An 18,334-nucleotide genomic window follows, 5' to 3' on the forward strand; every position below is an offset into this window, starting at 1 on the left:
AATCTTAAAGCCAATTCAATTTGCTAAGCAGTATTACCATTAAGAATTTTGCATTAATTGAAGATGTTCAATTAACATTAGACCAGCACTTTAATATTATTACAGGAGAGACGGGCGCAGGAAAATCTATTATCCTTGGTGCTTTGGCTTTGTTAATCGGTAAACGGGCCGATTTGTCTTCTATGCGCGATGCAACAAAGAAGTGCGTAATAGAAGGTATATTCAATATCCAAAACTATGGCTTAAATTCTTTTTTTGAATCAGAAGAGCTTGACTATGAGCCGCAAACCATTATACGCAGAGAGATATTACCATCGGGTAAATCTAGAGCCTTTATCAATGACACTCCAGTGCGTTTGCAGCAATTAGCTGGTTTAGGAGAACAATTAATAGATATACATTCGCAGCACCAAACTTTGGCCATTGGCAATGCCAATTATCAATATGCTATCTTAGATGCTATAGCCGATAACCATTCTACCCTAATCGAATATAAATCAGCTTTAGCTGAACTAAAAAATCGGCAAATAGAATATACACAATTAAAAGAAAAACAAGCCGAAGCCCAAAAAACCTATGACTACAATTTATTCTTGTTAGAAGAGCTACAGGAAGCAAAAATAACCCCCCAAATTCAAGTTGAGCTAGAAGAACAGCAGAACGCACTAAGCAATATAGAGATGCTGCAAGAAAATTTAGGCTTTGCTAGTCATCAATTCAGTCAAGAAGATACGGGAGTGTTGGCGCTTTTAAGGCAAATAAAACAAAAATTAGGGGCACTCAATGGTTTTGGATCTAAATACGCAGAATTGCACGAGCGTTTAACAAGCTGTTTGGTCGAGCTAGAAGATTTAAGTAGTGAAGTTGAAGATCAGCAAGAGCGCATTGAGCATAACCCAGAGGCGTTGGCTTTAGTGAACGATCAATTGGATAAAATATATGCCCTGCAACGCAAGCACCAAACCGATAGTTTAGATGACTTATTGCAAATTCAGCGAGAACTCGAGGATAAAGTACAACTTACCACCAATGCACAAGAAGCTGTAGCAAAATTAAAACTTGCGATTGAGCAACAGCAAAAAAAATGTGCAGAAAAAGCCCAAAAACTCTATAAAAACCGACTCAAGGTAATACCTACATTTATTCAAGCAGTAAAAAATACCTTGGCCAATTTAGGTATGCCAGACACAAGGCTAGAGATTCAACTTAAGCTTACCGATGATTTTAATACTTGGGGTCAAGACCAAATGCAATGGTTGTTTAGTGCCAATGCAGGTATGTCATTAAATGAAATAAGTAAGGCAGCTTCTGGGGGTGAGCTTTCGCGGATTACCTTGGCGGTAAAAAGTATATTAGCAAAATACAAACAATTACCAACCCTTATTTTTGATGAAATAGATACCGGAATATCTGGAGATATTGCAAAAAAAATGGGAGAGGTTATGCGCCAGATGAGTCAAAAGCTGCAAGTTGTGGCCATTACCCATCTACCTCAAGTGGCCGCCAAAGGGAGTAACCATTTAAAAGTGCAAAAAGAAACACAAGCAGGAAAAACCCAAACTTTAATAAAGCATTTGAAGCATCCAGAGCGCATTGAAGAATTGGCCGAAATGCTTGGCGGAAATCGGGAGTCTAAATCGGCTATGGCGCATGCAGAAGCCTTACTCGTAGATGCTGCCCAACAATAAGAAAAACGAATAACTAATTTGACACAAGATTTAATATATTTACAGCAATAAAATAAACAAACATGGCTTATAACTTACTTAAAGGAAAAAGAGGAATTATTTTTGGCGCTTTAGATGAAAACTCTATAGCCTGGAAAACCGCAGAACGAGTTTTTGAAGAAGGCGGTAAATTTGTCTTAACCAACGCACCCATAGCAATGCGTATGGGAAAAATTAAAGATTTAGCGGCAAAAACAGGTGCCGAAATTATTCCTGCCGACGCCACCAAGGTTGAAGATTTAGAAAACCTAGTTGAAAAAGCCACCGAGATTTTAGGAGGTAAGCTAGATTTTGTATTGCACTCAATAGGGATGTCTGTAAACGTAAGAAAAGGAAAGCATTATACAGATATGAACTATGATTTTACCACCAAAGGCTGGGATGTATCTGCGGTTTCATTTCATAAAACAATGCAGGTACTATATAAAAAAGAGGCTATGAATGAGTGGGGAAGTATTGTAGCCCTTACTTATATGGCAGCACAACGAGTATTCCCAGATTATAATGACATGGCAGACAACAAGGCCTACTTAGAATCTATCGCAAGAAGTTTTGGTTATTTTTTCGGGGTAAATGCTAAGGTACGCGTTAACACCATTTCGCAATCACCAACACCTACTACTGCGGGACAAGGGGTAAAAGGATTTGACGGTTTTATCGCTTACGCGGATAAAATGTCGCCGTTAGGAAATGCGACTGCAGAGGAGTGTGCAGATTATACTTTAACCTTGTTTTCAGACCTTACCCGAAAGGTTACACTACAGAACTTATTTCATGATGGAGGTTTTTCAAATATGGGTGTAAGCCAAGAAGTGATGGAAGCTTTTGAAAAGGGCTTAGAAAAATAAAAATTTAGTTATTTCAAATAAAGAACCGCCCATTGAGGCGGTTTTTTTATCCTATAATTTTTCACTTAATCGGTTCGTCTAAGAATTAATTGAATTTCGTTGTTTCTTTATCAAAATTGTAAGTATATTTAGACTTGGTTTAATCAAAATTATAACTTTTATGAAAAAAATTACCTTTTTAGCTTTACTAACTATCTTGTTTAGTTGGCATGGCTATGCACAATTCGGATGTGGATCTGGTGTGGTCATTTCAGCTGGCTATACCGCATCTAACATTACAACTCCCGGTACGGGAGGCCCAGAAGCTTGGGTTACCGGCTCGACGCCCACTAATAACTATTTAAATGATGATGTCTACCTATTTGAATATACCGCAGGGGCCACGGCAGAGCAAATTACTATGACCATATTTACACGTAATGCTTGGAATGGTGTAACCATTTATGATACTTGCACCGGCACAACCCTTTCGGGTGAATTGGATAGAGCTACAACTAGCTCAGGCAATGTTAGTAATACGGTAACAGCAGCAGTTGCCGCTAATTCTACCGTATATATTGCTGTGGGGCAATGGGGAACACCTAATGATCTAGATTTTGATGTTACCAGTTTTACTGTTCAATCTTGTGTAGCACCAACTGCTTTAGCAGCAAATAACATTACAACTAATTCGGCAGATCTAACTTGGACAGCCGTTGGTAGCGAAACTGCCTGGAATATTGAGCTGGTTACCGCAGGTACAACACCCACTGGTACACCTACCGCAACAGGAGTAAGCAATCCGTATGCGGCGACCAACTTAAATTCTGGTACCGATTATGAATTTTATGTTCAAGCGGTTTGTGGTTCAGATACAAGTACTTGGGAAGGTCCGTTTGCATTTAGCACATCTTGTGTGACTGCTAGTGTACCTTATTTAGAAGATTTTAACGGAACTTCCTTTGCGCCAAACTGTTGGGCAGTAGCAGGTTCTGGAGACCCTACAACCGGTCCTAGTGGCTTGGGTTCAAGCTCTTGGCTATCTGATGAATTTAGGAATGATTTAGCCGCTTCAACCGCAGCTCAGATAAATCTTTTCTCAGATAATAAAGAAGAGTGGTTAATCTCTCCATTAATTGATTTAGGTCCTACGGGCGGTTACTCTTTAACTTATGATGTTGCCGAAACTGACTTTGCTAACTCAGGGCTAAATGAAGATGGAGGAATGGCCACTACCGATGATGAGGTTCAAGTTCTAATAACTACAGATAATGGAGCTACTTGGACGAACCTAAAGACTTACGATGCCAACAATACTGCACCTAACGCAGGAATAAAAGAATATATTGATTTGGCGGCCTATACCGGTGTGGTTCAATTTGCTTTCTGGGCAAGTGAAGGTACGATCAATGATACAGCCGATTATGATTTTCATATAGATAATGTAGAAGTGGTTGTGACACCTAACTGTTTAGCACCTACTGCTTTTAGTGTTGCTAATATTACGGCTAATTCAGCAGAGCTTTCTTGGACTGCTGGTGGTAGTGAAACCGCTTGGAATATAGAAATTGTACCGGCAGGTACTGCGCCTACAGGAACGCCAACCGCTATAGGTGTTACCAACCCTTATACCGCTACCAACTTGACGCCAAATACAGGTTATGATGTATACGTGCAAGCAGATTGCGGCTCAGGAGCTTTGAGTACTTGGGTAGGACCACAAAATTTCACCACTCTATGCGCAGCTTTAATGGCTCCTTATACAGAGTCATTTGCATCGACAAGTATACCAGCTTGTTGGAGCCAAAGCGCAATTGCAGGAGACGGATGGTATTTTGATTCTAGTTTTACGTGGAATACTACTGGATGTTCAGCCACTCCAACAGATCATTCAGGTGCTAGTGGTAGCTATGCTTCTATTGACTTCTCTTCAACAGATACTGAAGTGGTATTAGAAATGCCTGTGATAGATGTAAGTGGTTTGACGGTTCCAGCATTAAAATTCTACACTTTTTTATGTACTACAGATTATAGTCCCGTAAATGAATTATATGTAGAAGCATTTGACGGTACCAATTGGAATCAAATCGGTTTAATTAATACCGGCAGTGCTGCTTGGGAAGAGCAAATCATTGGATTAGGTTCTGCGGTAGTAGGTAACTTGGTTACTTTACGTTTCCGTGCAGAATCTGGAGGCTCAACGCTCGATTACTATGGCGATTTAGCCTTAGATGATGTGAGTGTTGAAGAAGCGCCAGCTTGTTTATATCCTTCAACTTTAGATGCTAGTAACATTACGAATAATACAGCAGATCTTTCTTGGGTCGCTGGAGGAACCGAAACAGCTTGGAATGTAGAAATAGTTACTACTGGTACAACACCAACAGGAACACCAACGGCAACTGCAGTTTCAAATCCGTATACGGCGACTAACCTTGCATCAAATACTACTTATGATTATTACGTGCAAGCCAATTGTGGTACAGACGGAAATAGTAGTTGGGTAGGCCCATTTACTTTCACTACAGCCTGTGATGCGTTTACGCTTCCAGTAGTAGAGAATTTTGACGCGGCCTCTGTAGGTTCATCTTCTAACCCTACTAATGCAGACTGTTGGTCTTTTATTGCATCAGGAGCAGGTTATGGATATGTGAGTACAGTCAGTGACAACTCTGCACCGCATTCTTTCCGTATATTTAATTCTAGCGACACAACAGGAGACTATATTTTAGTAAGTCCAGAAATCACGGGCTTAGGTACAGGTAATAACCGTGTAGTATTTGGTATGGATTCATCCTTAGGACAAGATTTAATTGTAGGAACAATGTCTGATGTGTCTGATGCAACCACCTTTACTCCAATACAAACAGTTACAGATCCTGATGGTAATTATAATGTTTACACTGTTTATATACCTGCAGGAACCGATTCATATTTAGCCTTTAAACATGGGCAAAATGGAACTTCTGACAGTTATTATTTAGATGATATTACAATTGAAGTTAATCCACCTTGTATAGAACCTGTTGATATTGTATTAAACTATGTTACCGATTCTATGGCTGATTTAAGTTGGTCACAGCCAGCAGGAACAGCTAGTGGTTATAATGTAGAGATAGTTACGGCTGGTACTACACCAACAGGTGTTCCAACCGGAACGAGTGTTTCTACTAACTACTCGGCTACCAACCTAATGGATGATACCGCTTATGATTTCTATGTTCAGGCTGATTGTGGTACAGACGGTACCAGTGTTTGGATAGGTCCATTAAATTTTACCACTAATTGTACTGCGGTTACCGCTCCTTGGTTAGATGATGTTGAAGCATTTACCCCTACCACTAGTTTTAATGGTGATTTATGCTGGCAAACGACTAGCACAAGTTCTTGGGATTGGAATATTGATGGATTAGATAGTACTCCATCTTCAGACACGGGCCCTGCAGGAGCTTTCAGTGGAAGTAATTATTTCTATACAGAGGCAACAGGTGGGACCCCAGGAGATGTAACCGAGCTAATTACGCCTTTAGTAGACATAGGAAATAACATAGCCAGTTTAGAATTCTATTACTTTATGTATGGTGCCGATATGGGAGATCTTTATATTGATGTTTTTGATGGAACTGCTTGGGTAAATGGAGTAGATTCAATAATAGGTCAGCAGCAAACTGCAGAGACAGACCCTTGGGCACTTAAAACCGTAGATTTATCAGCTTATTCAGGAGCCATCAAAGTGAGGTTTAGAGCTATTCGCGGTATTGATTTTGAAAGTGATATCGCTATAGATGATATTGCCATAAATGTTACAGCACCTCCGTGTGTAGATCCTTCTGCGCTAATGGTAAGCAATTTGAGCGACACTACTGCCGATGTTTCTTGGACAGCAGGTGGTACAGAAACCGAATGGGAGATCGAGTACGGTGCAGCCGGATTCACTCAAGGTAGTGGAACCTTTGTAAGTGATAACGACGGTACTTTAGGTGAAACTTTAACAGGATTAACTGCAAGTACGTCTTATGATGTATATGTACGTGCTATTTGTAGTGTAGGCAATGAGAGCGCTTGGGTAGGACCAGTAAACTTCACTACTTTAGCAGCTCCTTGCGTAGATCCTTCAAACATAAGCGTAGCTAATATTACTAATACTACGGCTGATGTCACTTGGACAGAAAATGGCAGTGCGACTACTTGGGAAATTGAATACGGTACTAGCGGTTTCACTCCAGGTACAGGTACAATTGTCTTAGATAATGATGGCACTTTAGGTGAAACCATAACGGGATTAACAAAAGACACGAATTATGATGTTTATGTTACCGCGTTATGCGCAGGAAATACAAGTAGTCAAGTAGGTCCAGTAAGCTTCAAAACAGATAATTTGGGAGTTTATGATAATGTTTTCCAAGCATTTGAGTATTATCCAAACCCAACTCAATCTGTGTTGAACTTAAAAGCAAACAATTCTATTCAAAATGCTACAATCTTTAATTTGATTGGTCAGCGTGTAATAGAGGTGAATCCGAATCAACTGAGCACAGAAATTAACTTAGGTGATTTACCAACAGGTGCTTACTTAATGCAAGTGAAAATTAATGATAGTCTAAAAACTTTTAGAATAATTAAAGAGTAAAAACCTGATATTTGTTATATAAACCCTTTAAGGTGAAATCCTTAAGGGGTTTTTTTGTATATTTAACGAATAAAGCACCTTTTAATCTGAAAATTTAATAAATCCCAACTAGATTTAAAATTATAAGTAGTTTTGCCTTTTGTTCTGTTTTATTTGGAAGAATTATACTTTGAATAAATACCATTAATATGAAGCACCTTTATTTAACCTTCTTCTTGTTTTTCGGGTTGCTCACGCCCTTATTCGGTCAGATTAATGTGAGCCAAAATTTTGATTCAAGCTCTAATTATACCAACGGTTGGTATGATGATGGATCCTTCATTATTTCTAGTACAGGAGCCTGTTCAGGAAATAGCGTTAGAGATAATTTATGGTACGATACCCCATCTTCAACCGGTAGTGTCCAGGGTAAATTATACTCTCCTATGGTATTAGGTATCTCTAGCGGTACGCCTATGCAAGTTAATTTTGATTACAAAATTGTAAATTATAGAGCCAATGGCGCTCCCAATACGGCTACACCTCCCGGTTGGGGAAATTTAAAAGTTGAATTCACCACCGACCAAGGACAAACTTGGAATCCTGTTATTACTATCGACGATACCAATCACGTGACCAGCGTTTCTTGCACAACAATTAACCAAACCATACCTGCAAACGAATTACCACACGGAGCAGATTTTCAACTGCGGTTCACTTCCAATTGGCTGTCAGGAGACTTTTTCGTTTATTTAGATAATATTTCGGCTGTTCAAAATTACAACAGTCTTCCAGCTTGTGATGTGAATTTGATATCGCCTGCCAATGGTTCTGTTAATGCATCAAATAACGGTATTTTAGTATGGGATAATGCCACAGGTTCGCATTCTAATGAATTAAGCGTAGGTACCGCACCTGGTGCAAGTGATGTGCTAGTTCCAACACTTTTACCAAATGGAGTAAACACCTATAATTTGGGCACCCTAGCTCAGAGTACTACCTACTATGTTCGAATAAATCCAATTAATGAAATAGGAACGCAAATCTGTAATGAATTTCAGTTTACTACTGATGGTCCTCCATTAAACGATCCTTGTTCGGGAGCTTTTGTGGTAAATAGTTTTCCTTACAACATCATCCAAGATGCTTCACAAGCAACAAATAATAACGGTTTTATTTCGGCTTGTGCATCGGGAATGAATGATGGGGTGTGGTATACCTTTGTAGGCGATGGAAATCAAATAACAATCGATGTTGAGGAATCAGGAAATTGGGCAGGCGCACTTGGGTTGTATACCGGTAATTGTACTAATTTGAACTGTATCGACTTTTCGGATGTGGGTAGTACAGAGCAAATCGTATTCAATAGTCTTGCCGGAATAACTTATTACATCAATATAGGAGGTAATTCAGGAACCAATGATATACCAGAAGGGGTTTTTGATCTGAGCATAACCTCAGAGCCCTCATGTCCTGCACCTTCTAATATTAGCATTTCGGCTATTACCGACAACGCAAGCCAAATTAATTGGGTTGAAAATGGATCGGCTACCAGTTGGGAAATTCAATACGGTTTAGCTGGTTTTACATTGGGCAGTGGATCACTTTTTACAGATAATGATGCCACCCCTAACGAAGTGATTACAGGCTTAACAGCTAATACTAGTTATGATATATATGTGCGTGCGCTTTGCGGGACAAACGATGAAAGTGTTTGGATGGGACCGGTAAACTTTCAAACCACCAATAGTCCATGTTCTGCCCCCTCAAATATTATAATAACTAATGTAACTAAAAATTCGGCCGCTATAGATTGGCAAGAAAACGGTTCAGCCACGGCTTGGCAAGTGGTTTATGGTGTTCAAGGCTTTGATCCAACCCAAGATGGAATTTCAATCTTCGACAACGACGGTGTAAAAGGTTTAAGTGTTCAAGGTTTGCAACCCAATACAACTTATGATGTATATGTCTTTGCGGTATGCAACAACGATTTAAGCGATTTATTTGGCCCTACTAGTTTTACTACACAAGTCTTAAGTGCCAAAGATGAAACACCAGTCAATTTAGAAATATATCCTAATCCTGTGAAAGATATAGTTTTTATGAAATCCACTTATACCATAGATAAGGTGAAGTTATATAATTTAAGAGGTCAACTTATTTTGGATAGGCCAGTCCAAGCTTTAAAAGCAAAGATAAATTTAGGACATTTAAACACGGGAGTATATATGTTTCAAATTGAAATAAACGGAACCACCCAAATTAAAAAATTGGTTATACAATAAGGTTTTAGATAAGATAACTCAAAATAATACTTAGCCATAAGCGCTAAAAACCCTACCTTTAAACTTTTATTGGTAGGGTTTTTACTTGAAATTGATTTTTATGGAAATAAAGTATTCATTTATTATACCGGTGTATAACCGTCCCCAAGAAATAGAAGAACTCTTGCGATCCTTCCTGGCAATGAAAAAAGCAGTTTGTTACGAGATTATTATTGTAGAGGATGGCTCTACCATAAGCAGTGAAGATGTGGTTTCAAAGTATAAAAACCAACTTAGCATACAATACTTTAAAAAAGAAAACTCGGGGCCAGGAGACAGTAGAAATTACGGCATGACACGAGCTAGATCGTCTTATTTCATTATTTTAGACAGTGATGTGATACTGCCCACTCATTATTTGCAAGCGGTTGATAAGCAATTGGCATCTCATCCACTTGATTGTTTTGGGGGTCCAGATGCCGCACTAGCAAGTTTTACCCCTTTGCAAAAAGCCATAAACTATACTATGACTTCTATGTTAACTACTGGAGGTATTCGAGGTAAAAATAAATCCGTAAAGGCTTATGAGCCGCGCAGTTTTAATATGGGCTTATCTAAAATTGCTTTTGAAAACACCGGAGGCTTTGGTCGCATACATCCAGGAGAAGACCCAGATTTAGTACTGCGTTTAAAAAAACAAGGTTTTAGCATTGGTTTTATTGAAGAAGCTTTTGTTTACCATAAAAGGCGAATAAGTTGGTCTAAATTTTATACTCAAGTGAATAAATTCGGTAAGGTGCGCCCTATTCTCAACCAATGGCATCCCAAATCAAAAAATATAGCCTTTTGGTTTCCTAGTTTTTTTATAGCAGCATCATTATTAAGTTTAATTTTGACACTAGCAGGTCTATATGTTCCAATAGTGTTGTTGGGATTTTATTTACTGATTTTATTTCTGCATGCGAGTTTTCTTGAAAAGAGTGTGCGCGTAGGGACTTATGTTTTATGTGCAGTATTTATACAGTTTTACGGATACGGTTTAGGATTTTTAGAGGCAAGCTTTCTTTTAAAAAACAAAAGTAAAACTCCAGAACAACTTTTCCCTAATTTATTTTTCAACTCATGAAAGGATTTAGTTTTTCGAATAAAAGAAATAGTATATTAAACAAAAGCAACTTTAAAGCTTTTGCTATTTTCGCTTCATTTTCGTTTTGTACTTGGTTGCTTATTCAGTTTTCAAAAACCTATACTCAAGAGTTTAACTTGAAGGTTATTTTTGAAAATTTCCCTAAAGATAAATTGGTTGATGAGCGAGAAAAAACAGTCGAAATTAGGGTGCAAACAACGGGTTTTAGGTTGTTTTGGATTGGTTTTAAGAATCTTAGTCTGCGTCAAGATGCCTCAAATTTACCCGAGGAAAAAAACTACTTGCTATACAATACCCGATACTTCAAAAAAGACATCGCTAAAGAACTTGGACTAGATATTGATAATGTTGAATTCCTTACCCCTAGCATAAAACTACCTTTTTCGCTTAAAACCATTCGGGAATTACCAATTAATCTACGAATTAAAATAGAATATGCTAGAGGTTACGGAGCTTACAACCCTTTGGTTGTTTTTCCTGAAAAAGTAAAAGTAAGTGGGCCCGGCCATCTTTTGAAAGATATTGATTATATAAATACCCAAGAACTTAACTTAAAAAATTTAGATAAAACAACGCAAGGTACAGTACAATTAGATAAGCCACATGAAGAAGTAATATTGTACAAGGATACTATAACTTACAAGGCTTTCGCCGAAAAATTTACAGAGGGTAGAGTAGAGGTTCCTATAGAAATTATTAATAAACCTCAGAAAGGGGAGCTAAGTATTTTTCCTAAAAAAATAGAAGTAATTTATCAGGTAAGTTTGCGTAATTTTGATCAGGTTAACACACAAGATTTTCAGGTAATTTGTGATTATGCAAAAATTGGGGAAAACGATAATTTTATGATTGCCAAACTAAAGCAAAAACCAGAGCAAGTCACGCACGTAAGGCTGAGTTTAAATAAAGTAAATTTTGTGATAAAAAAATGATGGTAGTAGGATTAACCGGTGGTATTGGCAGTGGTAAAACCACTGTAGCAAGATTTTTTCAAGAATTAGGAGTTCCGCTTTATATCGCAGATTTAAAAGCAAAAGACCTTTTACACCAAGATGAACATTTACAAAAAGAAATCATAGCGCTGCTAGGAGAAGAGGCGTTCATCAATGGCAAGTATAATACTACCTACGTGAGCAGTCTTGTATTTGCGGACCCCAAACTTCTCAAAAAATTAAATGCCATAATTCATCCTGCCGTCCATGCGGATTTTAAGAAATGGATATCAAATCAAAAAGCCCATTATGTCATTTATGAAGCCGCCATTTTATTCGAGCAAAACAGGCAAGATCAAGTAGATTATACGATTTTGGTTACCGCACCACTCGAAGAGCGAATAAAACGCGTTACGCAACGTGACCAAACCAATCGACAAGCAGTGCTTGATAGAATCAATAAACAATGGAGTGATGAGCGCAAAAAATTGTTGGCCGATTTGGTCATAGAAAATAAAGTTTTATCGGCTACAAAAACTCGGGTTCAAGAAATTCATAAATACTTGCTAAGCCTAGTAAGTAAGTAGGTTCTGACTTGTGTTAACATTTGGTTAAACCATTAAAAAAGTAAATGTTAAAACCTTACTTTTGGAGACATGAAAAAGAAAGTTTTTGTCTTTTTGGTGTTGCTCATGAGCCTTTCGCTTATCGGAATAATTTTTGTTCAGGGGTATTGGATTAAAAATACGGTTGAAACAAATGAGGAGCAGTTTTCTTTTAATGCGCGACAAGTCTTGTTTCGTGTAGCCGATAGAATTGAACGTGAAGAAATAGACAAATATTACATTCAATACACACGGGTAGCCGATTCGACAAAACCTACCACTGCGAGGCTGAGCGAACTTTTTCAGATTAAACAAGACGAGCTTACCAACGAAACTTTTTTCTATACCAACAGCATCTTGCAAGAAGATTACAAATTATCTTCTTCTTTTTTAAGTGAAGAAAAAGATTCTATCGCTTTTAGAAAATTAGTAAATAGAAAAATTACGCGGCTAATACATGATGATAAACTTCGAGACAATCAAAATCTTAGTGCAGAGGAACGTTTTGAGAAAATATCAAGACTAGAAGATAATGAGAAATATTTATTGGTAGAGGCAATTAAAGAGAAAGCAGCCAACTTGCCTATTCATAAACGCGTAGATACCGAAAGGGTGAAAACATTAATTCAAAATGAGTTAGCGGCGCGCCGAATTCAATCTGGCTTTGAATTCGCTATTTATAGCAAAGATCTAGCAACAAAAGTTCGAACTGCCAACTTTGATCTTGATTCTCCTGCCACTTACAGTACACCATTGTTTAAAATGAACAATAATAGTTATCGGTTATACATCAACTTTACCGAAAAGAAAAAGGAAGTGCTTTCGTCTATTGCAGTAATGACTTTTTTGAGTATTGTATTTACCTTGATAATTATAATCGCATATTACAGTGCAATTTCACAGTTGGTGAAGCAAAGGCAAATTTCACAAATCAAGACCGATTTTATAAATAATATGACGCACGAGTTTAAGACACCAATTGCTACTATAAATTTGGCATTAGACTCTTTAAGAAATCCTAAGATTGCTCAAGATAAAGATCGGGTAAACCGTTATTTAGGAATGATTCGTGAGGAGAATAAGCGTATGCATGCTCAAGTAGAGAATGTATTACGTATTTCTAAGTTGGAGAAAAATGAGCTCAACATAAAAAAAGAACGCCTTAAGCTTCATGATATTATTGAAGAAGCGATTACCCACGTTGAGTTAATAATTGAAGATCGCGGTGGATATATACAAACACATTTTGGTGCATTAAAATCAACCATATTAGCCAATGAGACACATTTTACCAATGTTGTAGTAAATATCCTAGATAATGCTATTAAGTATTCTACCGAAGAACCAAAAATCGATGTGTACACCGAAAATGTAAAAAATTATATTGTATTAAAAATAAGAGATCAAGGACAAGGAATGAATCGCATTGTGCAAAAAAAGGTATTTGAAAAATTTTTTAGAGCGCATACTGGCGATATTCATAACGTCAAAGGACACGGGCTTGGTCTGGCCTATGTCAAGAAAATAGTAGAAGACCATCATGGTACTGTCACTTTAACCAGTGAAAAGGGAAAGGGAAGTACTTTTATTATTAAATTACCTTTAATATCATAAAATATGGAAACTGAAAACAAAAAGATTTTATTAGTTGAAGATGACCCGAACTTTGGGATTGTTCTAAAAGATTATTTAGCGATGAATGACTATGAAGTTACACACGCTAAAAACGGAATGGAAGGCTTTGAAAAATTTAAGAAAGACGATTTTAATCTATGTATTCTTGATGTGATGATGCCTTATAAAGATGGTTTTACTTTAGCCAAAGAAATAAGAGAGAAAAATGAAGATGTACCCATTATCTTTTTAACGGCAAAAGCTATGAAGGAGGATGTTTTAAAAGGGTATAAGGTTGGTGCAGACGATTATTTAAATAAACCTTTTGATAGCGAAGTACTACTGATGAAAATTCAGGCTATTATGCAGCGTAAAGCTACTGACAGTGTAGCCGATAGCAAACAATTTGAATTTCAAATTGGCGATTTTCATTTAAATTCTAAATTACGTTTCTTAACTTTTAGAGAAGAAGAGCCACAAAAGCTTTCACCTAAAGAAAATGAACTACTTAGGTTATTGGCATTACATGAAAATGATTTAATGCCTAGAGAATTAGCGCTTACTAAAATTTGGAGAGACGACAATTACTTTACTTCTAGAAGTATGGATGTTTATATTGCAAAACTGCGTAAGTACCTTAAAAAGGATGAAAACGTTGAAATTTTAAATATTCACGGTGAAGGATTTAGACTTGTGATTAGAAGTCAAGAAGAATAGCACCCTAAAATAAATATTTCTAGTTTCCAAAAATTACTTGCCAAATGGGCAACTATTTGGCAAGTGTTTTTTGCTCTATATAATGAATAATGGTTTTGGTATCTTGTGTATAATCAAACCACTTTATTTCGGGGTCTTTTTTAAACCAAGTCATTTGCCTTTTGGCAAATCTTCGTGTATGTTTTTTAATTTCGGCTACTGCAAAATCTAAACTACACTTTCCATCAAAATAGGCGAACAGCTCCTTGTAACCTACCGTATTTAAGGCATTTAAGTTACGGTGTGCGTATAGGTTTTTAGCCTCTTTCAACAATCCCATTTCTAGCATTAAATCTACGCGTTTTTCGATACGCTCGTAAAGAATAGCACGATTGGCTTCTAAACCTATTTTTATATTTTTAAAATTTCTTTCTTTCTTATTTTGAGTTCTATAAAATGAAAAATTGTGTGGCGCGCCTAAACAAATCTCCAAGGCTCGAATAACACGCTGCTTGTTTTGTAAGTCGGCTTTTGCGGCATACTTTGGGTCCAATTCTCTTAGTTCTTCAGCTAGTTTTTCTAAACCCTCTTCGGCATAACGCTGATTTAAATTTTCACGGATATGCGGGTCAATATTGGGAAATTGATCTAAGCCATCGGTGATAGCTTTTATATATAAGCCGCTACCACCTACCATTACTAAAGGGTTTTTGTCTTGAAACAATTTATCTATTAACGGAATGACCTCTTTCTCAAAATCACCAACAGAGAACTCTTGGTGTATGCTTTTATTCTGAATGTAATGGTGTTTTGCAGCCTTTAATTCGCTCAGACTCGGAACGGCTGTGCCTATATTCATTTCTTTATAAAATTGCCTGGAATCGGCCGAGATGATTTCTGTATTAAAGTGCTGGGCTACTTTTATTGCCAAAGCGGTTTTGCCTATAGCCGTTGGCCCTAAAATATGAATTAGATTATTCATTATTTTTTCTTATTTCATTGCGTAAAGAATAGCCGCAACTATGGCAATATTTTGCCCGGTCTAAATGCGTTTTTTCGTTACAATTATAACAAGATAAAGAATTAAAAGATTCGTCATTTCTGCTTCTAGCACTGTATTCTGCGCTTACTATACCCGTTGGTACCGCAATAATACCATAACCCAATATCATAATTAGAGATGCCAAAAATCTACCCATCGAAGTTATAGGGTGAATATCTCCAAATCCTACTGTAGTTAGGGTTACAATTGTCCAATAAACACCAACGGGAATACTCGTAAATCCGGCTTTTTCGCCCTCTATCATGTACATCAAAGTACCGGCGATGATTGAAAGGACTACCACGGCAAATAAAAATACAAAAATTTTGGCCCGGCTATTGCGCAAGGCGCCTAATAGTCGATTGCCTTCCCCCATATAACGCGAAATTTTGAGTACCCGAAAAACGCGCAAAAGCCTTAAGGCTCTAAAGGTAATGAGTGCCGAGCTTCCGGTAATAAAGAACGATAGGTATAAGGGTATGGTTGATAGAAAATCAATGATGCCATAAAAGCTGAAGATATAGCGTGAAGGTCGGCGAATACTTATAATTCTCAAAATATACTCAATGGTAAATAAAATAGTAATTATCCATTCGGCATAAATTAAATATTCATATACCCATGGCTCAAGACCAGGTACACTTTCGAGCATCACAAAAATTACGCTCAAAAAAATAAAAATCAATAGAACAACATCAAAAGCCTTACCTGCAGGGGTCTCTGCTTCATAAATAATGTCGTGCAATTTTTCACGCCAAGTGATATCGGTATGCTTATTTTTTTTCAAAATACTAGTAGCCGGTTAAGCAGTCTAAATTATTAATAAAATAAGGGATTAAAAACTTTTTACCAATAGATTTTTTTTACGGCGTAAATAACTTTGTATAATATGCCGAGTATCCCGGTTTTCTTGTGCATAGGTGAGGCGTTTTTTCAATAGTTTAATGTCTTCAAACTGATGATTGAGGGTAATAAATGCATAACCTAGATAAGTACCGTCTTCAATCAATAAAATACTTTTTTCATCGGGTTTTCTACCCCGATCTACAATAATCATATTTTGATTTTTGTAATTGTACTTTTCTTCCAGTTCCGCAACACGGGTGTTGTAACTATCAGGTGTTTCTTCGCCAATACAAGCCCCGTTGCATTTTTTTATAGTATAGTTAAAACAGTTACCCGAAGTTTTATGCAAACCAGTAAACTTGGCACATAGACTATAATCTTCTGTCATGCGTTCTAAAAAAGACTTGGCTTGTCGCAAACTGGTAAAGGTAGTAAGGGGCTGATCAACCAAATTGGCCTCGGCGATTCGCATAGTTTTGTAACCCATTTCGTTTTCACGGATTTCAATAGCGTAATTGAATATATCTTTTTTTAGGGCGCGATTGTATTTAGGCTTTATTTTTTTTATCGCTTCATTTTCTTTAATCAAAGCGAGTAATTCTGTACCAGTGGTCTCAATGCTAATGCGTTGCACTTCAATCTGCATTTTCTTAGCCTTGTGACTCGTATTGGTAAAATGCTGGTTTATACGTTTTCTTATATTTTTGCTTTTACCCACATAAATAATATCTCCAGCCGTGTTATGCATATAATAAACGCCAACAGTAGCAGGCATTTCCTCGATTAATCGTATTAATTTTTTATCTAAACTATTCTTGGGTAAGCTGCGTACCGCTTTTTTTACTATTTCTTTATTAGCATCTTTTTGTAAAAGCAGTTCAAACAATTTAACAGTTGCCAAAGCATCACCACTTGCCCTATGCCTATTGGTGATAGGAATTCCTAGACTTTTTACTAGCTTTCCTAAGCTATAGGAGGGTAAATCGGGTATAAGTTTTTTTGACAATTCAAGACTACATAGGGTGTTGCGTTCATAACTATAGCCTAAACGCTTGTATTCTAGTTTTAAAATGCGGTAGTCAAATTTTGCATTGTGAGCTACCAGTACGCAATCTTCGGTAATTTCAATTATTCTTTTGGCTACTTCATAAAATTTAGGTGCCTGGCGTAGCATTTCATTGTTGATACCGGTAAGTCCTACTACAAAAGCTTGGATGGGACGTTCTGGATTTACCAAACTGATGAATTGATCAACGATTTGTTCTCCGTCATGCTTATAAATAGCAATCTCAGTAACGCCTTCTTCGTTATATTTGCCTCCGGTGGTTTCTATGTCTACAATGGCATACATGTTATAAGGCGTTTTAATAATTACGTGCACCGAATATGGCGCTTCCTATTCGCAGCATATTACTTTGATGTTCAAGTGCTATTTTATAATCTCCGCTCATTCCCATAGAGAGTATTTTTAATTCGGGATGTTGTAATTTTAATTGATTAAAGGCTTGGGATAAATATTCGAATTCTTTATGAATTTGCTGTGTATCTTCCGTAAAGGTTGCCATACCCATTAAACCTACAATTTTTACATTTTTCATTTGGGTGTATACATCACCCGAGAGAATTTCTTCCGCCGTAGCCAGATCCATTCCGTATTTGGTGTCTTCTTCGGCAATTTTTATTTGAAGTAAACAATCGATAACACGTTCGTTTTTTTTGGCCTCTTTATTGATTTCTTTTAGCAATTTCATTTTATGTACCCCGTGAATCAATTGCACATAAGGCGCCATGTATTTGACCTTGTTGGTTTGCACATGACCAATCATATGCCATTGAATATCTGAAGGCAGATTGGCTTGCTTATCGGTCATTTCTTGAATTTTATTTTCGCCAAAAATGCGTTGTCCAGCCTCGTAGGCCTGTAAAATTTCTTGCTCACTTTTGGTTTTAGAAACAGCTACAAGTTGCACGTGTTTAGGTAACTCACTTAAAACTTTATTTAAATTTGCTGAAATGTTACTCATA

General features: G+C 37.1%; 13 protein-coding genes. 9 read left to right on the top strand and 4 right to left on the bottom strand.

Translation table 11 applies throughout. From position 1 onward, the window contains the following. The first annotated feature begins 20 nt into the window (after positions 1–20). From recN to FT993_RS02760, 9 genes are all read left to right on the top strand, one after another. Positions 21–1,688 (top strand): DNA repair protein RecN, encoded by a 1,668-nt coding sequence (gene recN, locus FT993_RS02720; RefSeq protein WP_147861006.1) that lies wholly within the window; start codon positions 21–23, stop codon positions 1,686–1,688. A 62-nt stretch (positions 1,689–1,750) separates the two neighbouring features. Further along, on the top strand, positions 1,751–2,575 hold the full coding sequence (locus FT993_RS02725) for an enoyl-ACP reductase (protein WP_147861007.1): 825 nt from the start codon (positions 1,751–1,753) through the stop codon (positions 2,573–2,575). Between the two features lie 160 nt (positions 2,576–2,735). Continuing rightward, positions 2,736–7,184 carry a fibronectin type III domain-containing protein gene (locus tag FT993_RS02730; RefSeq protein WP_147861008.1) on the top strand — a complete coding sequence of 1,483 codons (4,449 nt, stop codon included), beginning with the start codon at positions 2,736–2,738 and terminating at the stop codon, positions 7,182–7,184. Positions 7,185–7,372: 188 nt separating this feature from the next. After that, positions 7,373–9,448, top strand: a complete 2,076-nt coding sequence (locus tag FT993_RS02735) for a fibronectin type III domain-containing protein (RefSeq protein ID WP_147861009.1) — start codon at positions 7,373–7,375, stop codon at positions 9,446–9,448. Positions 9,449–9,548: 100 nt separating this feature from the next. Continuing rightward, positions 9,549–10,553 (top strand): glycosyltransferase family 2 protein, encoded by a 1,005-nt coding sequence (locus FT993_RS02740; protein ID WP_147861010.1) that lies wholly within the window; start codon positions 9,549–9,551, stop codon positions 10,551–10,553. Next, entirely contained in the window at positions 10,550–11,506 is a 957-nt protein-coding gene (locus FT993_RS02745) for a CdaR family protein (protein ID WP_147861011.1), read from the top strand. Before FT993_RS02740 ends, FT993_RS02745 begins: the two co-directional genes overlap by 4 nt. Beyond that, on the top strand, positions 11,503–12,093 hold the full coding sequence (gene coaE, locus FT993_RS02750) for a dephospho-CoA kinase (RefSeq protein ID WP_147861012.1): 591 nt from the start codon (positions 11,503–11,505) through the stop codon (positions 12,091–12,093). Before FT993_RS02745 ends, coaE begins: the two co-directional genes overlap by 4 nt. A gap of 69 nt (positions 12,094–12,162) precedes the next feature. After that, complete coding sequence (locus FT993_RS02755; RefSeq protein WP_147861013.1) at positions 12,163–13,725, top strand: sensor histidine kinase KdpD; 1,563 nt, start codon at positions 12,163–12,165, stop codon at positions 13,723–13,725. Positions 13,726–13,728: 3 nt separating this feature from the next. After that, a complete protein-coding gene (locus FT993_RS02760; protein WP_147861014.1) occupies positions 13,729–14,442 on the top strand; it encodes a response regulator transcription factor in 714 nt (237 codons plus the stop codon). Between the two features lie 52 nt (positions 14,443–14,494). Here the strand turns inward: FT993_RS02760 and miaA are convergent, their stop codons facing one another. From miaA to FT993_RS02780, 4 genes are read right to left on the bottom strand one after another with little or no spacing between them, the layout of a single operon-like run. After that, entirely contained in the window at positions 14,495–15,403 is a 909-nt protein-coding gene (miaA, locus tag FT993_RS02765) for a tRNA (adenosine(37)-N6)-dimethylallyltransferase MiaA (protein ID WP_147861015.1), read from the bottom strand. Then, the gene (locus FT993_RS02770) at positions 15,396–16,250 is read right to left on the bottom strand and encodes an ion transporter (protein WP_147861016.1); all 855 of its coding nucleotides are present in this window, start codon (positions 16,248–16,250) and stop codon (positions 15,396–15,398) included. The genes miaA and FT993_RS02770 overlap by 8 nt, the downstream gene beginning before the upstream one ends. Positions 16,251–16,298: 48 nt before the next feature. Then, positions 16,299–17,660 carry an exonuclease domain-containing protein gene (locus FT993_RS02775; protein ID WP_147861017.1) on the bottom strand — a complete coding sequence of 454 codons (1,362 nt, stop codon included), beginning with the start codon at positions 17,658–17,660 and terminating at the stop codon, positions 16,299–16,301. 13 nt (positions 17,661–17,673) lie between these two features. After that, entirely contained in the window at positions 17,674–18,333 is a 660-nt protein-coding gene (locus tag FT993_RS02780; protein WP_147861018.1) for a YggS family pyridoxal phosphate-dependent enzyme, read from the bottom strand. Position 18,334 lies beyond the last annotated feature (1 nt).

It is taken from the genome of Mesonia sp. HuA40 (genome assembly GCF_008017835.1).
Taxonomy (GTDB): domain Bacteria; phylum Bacteroidota; class Bacteroidia; order Flavobacteriales; family Flavobacteriaceae; genus Mesonia.